Origin of the sequence: Microcoleus sp. K4-B3 (genome assembly GCF_036704615.1) — a bacterium.
Classification (GTDB): Bacteria; Cyanobacteriota; Cyanobacteriia; order Cyanobacteriales; family Microcoleaceae; genus Microcoleus.
Window position 1 is genome coordinate 34,365 of record NZ_JAUBSF010000065.1, and the last position, 6,000, is coordinate 40,364.

Genomic DNA, 6,000 nt, shown 5'->3' on the forward strand with positions numbered 1-6,000 from the left:
TCTCACCCCATAGATAGATTATTGGGATTTAAACTCTAAATTCTCAGCGTTTCTGTCGGCGATATTTGCCATGCTATCAACTATTAAGGTAGCACTGCTTTGTGCTGAGTGAAATTCGCTTGTTGCTCTTTCTCGAAGTCAAGCAGCAGAGCCTCTTAGTCTGCAATCCAACCTTTTCAGTACGTGATAATTATCATCTTGAACTGGGTACATCATCTACAATCCGTGAGACAATTTGACCATGCAAAGGATCTGCAACAAATCACTTTTTCCAACCCAAAAAATATGTGACTCCACCGCAATGATTGCGGACCCAAACTCCCGAACAACAGCAATTTACGATCGGAATAAAACAATAAAACAAGTAAAAATAGAAGAGTGTTTCCTGTCCCAGAAACTAGATGGCGGCGCGGGAATTCGGCATCCCCACAGAGAATTTTTACGAGCAACCGAGTCGGTGGGCGCCCTGAGTGTAAAAAATGTATTGTTCATCGATGCCAGAGTAGAGAACTGCGGCAGCTTGGCAAGAGGAGCAACAGCCGATACAGAGGTATTTGTACTCGACTCGACGCGGGATGGAGTCGAGCAAATTACTAGAATTCTGGCTAATTGCAGCGATTTAGACAGCCTTCAGATAGTTTCTCACGGTCGAGAAGCCCGAGTGCAACTTGGATCGATCGAACTCTGCAACGACAACTTACAAACCTACAGCCATTTGTTACAGCAGTGGGGAAGAGCCCTCAGCGAGAGAGGAGATATCTTGTTATTCGGGTGCAGCGTCGCAGCGGGGGAAAGCGGCGAGGCCTTCGTGCGGCGGCTGAGCTTGATGGTCGGTGCAGATATTGCAGCTTCCGACAACTTGACGGGGAGTGCGGCACTCGGCGGCGACTGGCAATTAAAATTTGCGACAGGGGAAATAAAGGCGAATATCGCCATTGAAAAAGAAGTCCTCGAAGCCTACACTTACACACTCGGCACATTAGTTAACGAAACTTTCAAGAACTCCACAGTTAGGGGGCCTTGGATTTACGGGGGAAACGGCGGGGCGCTATTCAATCCGAGCAACGGGGTGACCGCAGCCAATCAACGTATCCCCGGCATTACCGGAGGCACAGTATCCGGCGTACTTCCGGCTTTGGGCGGCTCAAGTCCCGGCGATGGCGCTCTGCGATTAACTCCAGCAGCAGGTGACAGGGAAGCCTTTGTCATCTACAACAACCCCATTCCTTCAACCGACGGTCTCAGAGTCCAGTTTGATTTTTATTCTTACGGTTCAAGCCAGCAATATAGTGCTCAGGGCCCCTCTATTAGCCCTCAGCCAGGGGACGGCCTGGGTTTCTTCTTGATTGACGGCACTGCCAGCCCAACAAGGACTGGGGGTTATGGCGGTTCTCTGGCCTACGCTCCACGAACGGGTATACCCGGTATTGAGGGAGGTTATTTAGGCATTGGACTTGACGAGTTTGGCAATTTTTCAACATCCACAGAAGGGCGCTCCGGCCCGGAGCCACCTCCGATTCCCGGCTCCTCTATTGGTTCTTTCAGACCTGATTCAGTAACGGTTAGAGGTAATCAAGCAGACGGTTATAAGTTTTTAACAAATGCGATCGTTCCCTTCGGCATCGATAACATTCCTACGAGTATTGACTTTAGCGGCCCTAGTCCGGGCAAGAATTTTAATTTCAGCAATACGTTCACGAGCGATCGCGATTTAGCCAAAAGAGCCGTTCAAATTACGCTGAATCCATCTAACGATCCGGTGCATCCCTCTCGCCTCACCGTTGCCTTCGATGAAAATTTCGACGACATTTACGAAACTACATTGATCGACATCCCCAACTTGGCAACCGAAAACGGCGCAGTACCGCCAATTTTCAAATTTGGTTTTGGCAGTTCCACAGGAGGCGCCAACAACATTCACCAACTTCAAAACCTGGTAGTTGAAACTATCAATCCTCCCAGTATCGCGGCTGAGGTTGCCACTATCAAGACCGGCCCGCAGTTCGTCAAGCCCGAAGGCAGCATTACCTACACGATTACTACTGTAAACAAGGGGCCAGCGCCCGCTACAAATGTCCTGATTCAAGACGAAATACCTTTAGAACTCCTGCTTCCGGGCGGATTGCCACCCGTTCTCAGTGCTTCCAACAACGGCACTTACGTGAACCAAACGAAGGCTGTCACCTGGCCGTTAATTCCCGTTCTCAATGCCGGCGAGACTCTGACTTACACCCTGACAATTAATCTGCCGCCCGGTTTAACCAGCGGTAGCAGTTTTGCCAACGTTGCATTCAGCACTAGCTCGACTTTCGACCCCGACCTCAGCAACAACAGCGGTGTACTCGCGCCAGGGCAAATCGAGGGGCCTGGTGTAGTCTTTACCACAGTTGTCGATGCAGTCGCGGATTTAGTTACTACCAAAAGTGGCCCTGTGACTACCTCGGCCGGGTCAAGCGTCGCCTACACGCTGACCACGACTAACACCGGGCCAGACCCCGCTGCCAACGTGACAATCACTGACAGCATTATTCCGGGTTTAACAGGAGTCAGCCTATCGGACGGCGGCACTTACGACCCTGTTTCGGGCATTGTCACTTTCCCAGCACTGACGGTGCTGGCAAATGCGGCTACTGCGACCCGCACCGTCAGTTTCATCGCCCCAGCCACCAGTACCGCCATCAGCAACACGGCCCGGAGCAGCTCGGCGACTTTCGATCCGATCGCCACTAACAACAACGGCTCGCTAACCAACAAAGACGGCACTCTTACTAACTCTACGGTTACGACAAGTATTGCGCCCAACGCCGACCTCGCAACCACCAAAACAGGATCTACGAGTGCTACGGCCGGTAGCTCGGTCAGCTACACGATCGCCACAGTCAACTTAGGCCCGAGTCCTGCAGAAGCTGTAACCATCACTGACAGCATAGTTCCCGGCTTAACCGGAGTCACGGCATCTAACGGCGGCGTTTACGACCCAGTGACCGGCATTGTCACCTTCGGGCCCGTGGCGATCGCCAACGCGGAGACAGTCACCCGGACGATCGGCTTGACACTACCGCCCACCCTAAGTTCCATCAGCAACACGGCCAGAAGTACCTCCATCACTCCCGACTCCTCTCCGGCCAACAACAACGGTACCAACCCCAACGCCACCGTCACTACCTCGATCGATGCTGTGGCCGATGTTGTCACCCAAAAAACGGCTCCTGCCAGCATCAACGCGGGCAGCACGCTCACTTATACAATTACTACTACCAACAACGGGCCGAGTCCCGCGGCCAACGTAGTCATCACCGACAGCCTAATTCCCGGCTTAACGGGAGTCACCGTGTCCGACGGCGGAACCTACAACCCAACCACAGGGGCGATCGATTTCCCAGCGCTCGCGAATTTAGCCAGCGGCAGCAGCGTCACCCGCAGCCTGATGTTTGTACCGCCGCCTACCCTGACGAGCATCACCAACATTGTATTGAGTCGATCGGACACTCCAGACCCGGACTTGACGAATAACAACGGCTCGACAGTCGCAGCGCCCGGTCAGGCGGGGGGTCGAGTCACTACCTCGATCGATCCTGTGGCAGACCTGGTTACCTCCAAGACTGGTCTCACATCTGCTCCTGCCGGCAGTTCTGTGACTTATACTATAACTACCACCAACAATGGGCCGAATGCTGCTGAAGACGTAGTGATTACAGACAGCATCATTCCCGGTTTAACGGGAGTCAGGGCATCCGATAACGGCACTTACGACCCAGTGACAGGGGTTGTCACCTTCCCAACAATTCCCAGCTTGACTAGCGGCAGCAACACCAACCGCGAGGTAACAGTAGTCGTTCCAGCGACGGGCACCATCAGCAATACTTCCCAGAGCCGATCGACCACTTTTGACCCCGAACCCAGCAATAACAACGGTTCCGAGTCCAGAGCCACCGTCACCACCGCCATTTTACTCGCGCAGCCAACACCCAACAAACTTCCATCAGCCGACAGCAGCAATGTGGCGATCGCGCCCAACAGCGTTGTCCAAATTAGCGGGCTCGGAGGCAGAGACTCAGACGGCACAGTGGTTACATTCACCATCAGCACCCTGCCGCCGGCAAATCAAGGCGTCCTGTTCTTGGGCGACCCCGCAACGGGGGGAGTCGCCGTCACGGCAGGTCAAACCCTGAGGGCCGAGCAAATGACGCAGTTATTCTTCCAGTCGGCCGGCAATTTCACAGGAGCTAATTTTACCTACAGCAGCAAGGACAATCTCGGTGGCAGCAGTCCTGCCGCCACAGTTTCTCTGGTGTCGCTGGCGTTCAACTACCCGCCGGTATCCACAAACTTCAGCAAGACACTGGCGCCAAACAGCACCGTCAACCTCGCAGGGCTGACGGCAAAAGACCCCGACGACTCGATCGAATTCTTCACCATCAACACCCTGCCGCCGGCAAATCAAGGCGTCCTGTTCTTGGGCGACCCCAGCCAGGGAATCCGGATCGCGGCAGGCCAAAGACTGAGCACGACTCAAATCAGCCAGTTATTCTTCCAAGCAACCAGCGAATTCGCAGCCGCCAACTTTACCTACAGCGCCACAGACAGCCGCGGCGCCATCAGTCCAGCCCCCGCTACAGCCTCCCTGCTAGCACTATTACCTCCCACCGACCAGCCACCCGTCGCCAACAACTCCAGCCTCGCTGTGTTGCTGGGAAGAACCGTGAACATCCCCGGACTCGGAGGAACCGACCCAGACGGCACGGTGGTTTCCTTTACCGTAAACACATTGGCACCAGCCACTGAAGGCACGCTGTTCTTGGGCGACCCCAGCCAGGGAGTGCGGGTCACGGCAGGTCAGACCCTTACCGCCGAGGAAATTACTCAGTTGTTTTTCCAGGCGTCCGGCAATTTCACAGGGGCCAACTTCACCTACAGCGCTACAGATAACCTCGGCGCCACCAGTGCGGCAGTCGCCACTGTCTCTCTCATTCCCCTTAAGGAACCGATACCAACACCAGCCCCGACGCCGATACCCGTGCCGACGCCGATACCCGTGCCGACGCCGATACCCGTGCCGACGCCGATACCCGCGCCGACGCCCATACCCGCGCCGACGCCCATACCCGCGCCGATACCAGCACCAGCCCCGATACCAGCACCAGCCCCGATACCAACACCAGCCCCGATACCAACACCAGCCCCGATACCAACACCAGCCCCGATACCAGCCCCGATACCGACACCAGCCCCGATACCGACACCAGCCCCGATACCAACACCAGCCCCGACGCCGATACCCGCGCCGATACCAACACCAGCCCCGATACCAACACCAGCCCCGACGCCGATACCCGTGCCGACGCCCATACCCGCGCCGACGCCGATACCCGTGCCGACGCCCATACCCGCGCCGACGCCCATACCCGCGCCGGAACCGGAACCAACTGCAACTCCAACTGCAACTCCAACACCCGCGCCAGCCCCGGAACCAAAACCAGTCCCGCAACCCGAACCAACTGCAACACCAACACCAACACCAGCGCCATCCGCGACCCCGATATTCGGTCCAGTGCCCGAACCAGATACCGGTTGCGGTTGCCAACCACTGCCCCTGCCGCCCAACTTCACATTTATCCCCCCCCAGCCTTCACAAATACTTAACTTCGACTCCAGGGCCGCACAACTCATCGACATCCAAAACACAATTCTCGGCACTCCCGGAAACGATTCCTTAACAGGAAACGAAACTAACCAACTGTTTCTCTCAAAAAGCGGCGACGACACAGTGTTAGGTGAAGCAGGCAGCGATATCATCTTCGGCGACCAACAGCAAGATTACATAGCTGCCGGCCTCGACAGCGACATCGTTTACGCCGGCAAAGACAACGATGCAGTATTTGGCGGCAAACAAGACGATCGCATTTTTGGCGATCGCAACGGAGACACATTGTACGGCGATCGCGGTGCCGACACCATCGTCGGCGACAACGGCAACAACATCGACTTGACCGACAACGA

1 protein-coding gene is annotated in these 6,000 nt (G+C 55.5%); it reads left to right on the forward strand.

What is annotated here, in order from left to right; all coding sequences use genetic code 11:
• Positions 1 to 301 precede the first annotated feature (301 nt).
• Positions 302 to 6,000 (forward strand): DUF4347 domain-containing protein (locus QUA78_RS23025; RefSeq protein ID WP_333301953.1); only part of this gene is annotated, 5,699 nt, incomplete at its 3' end.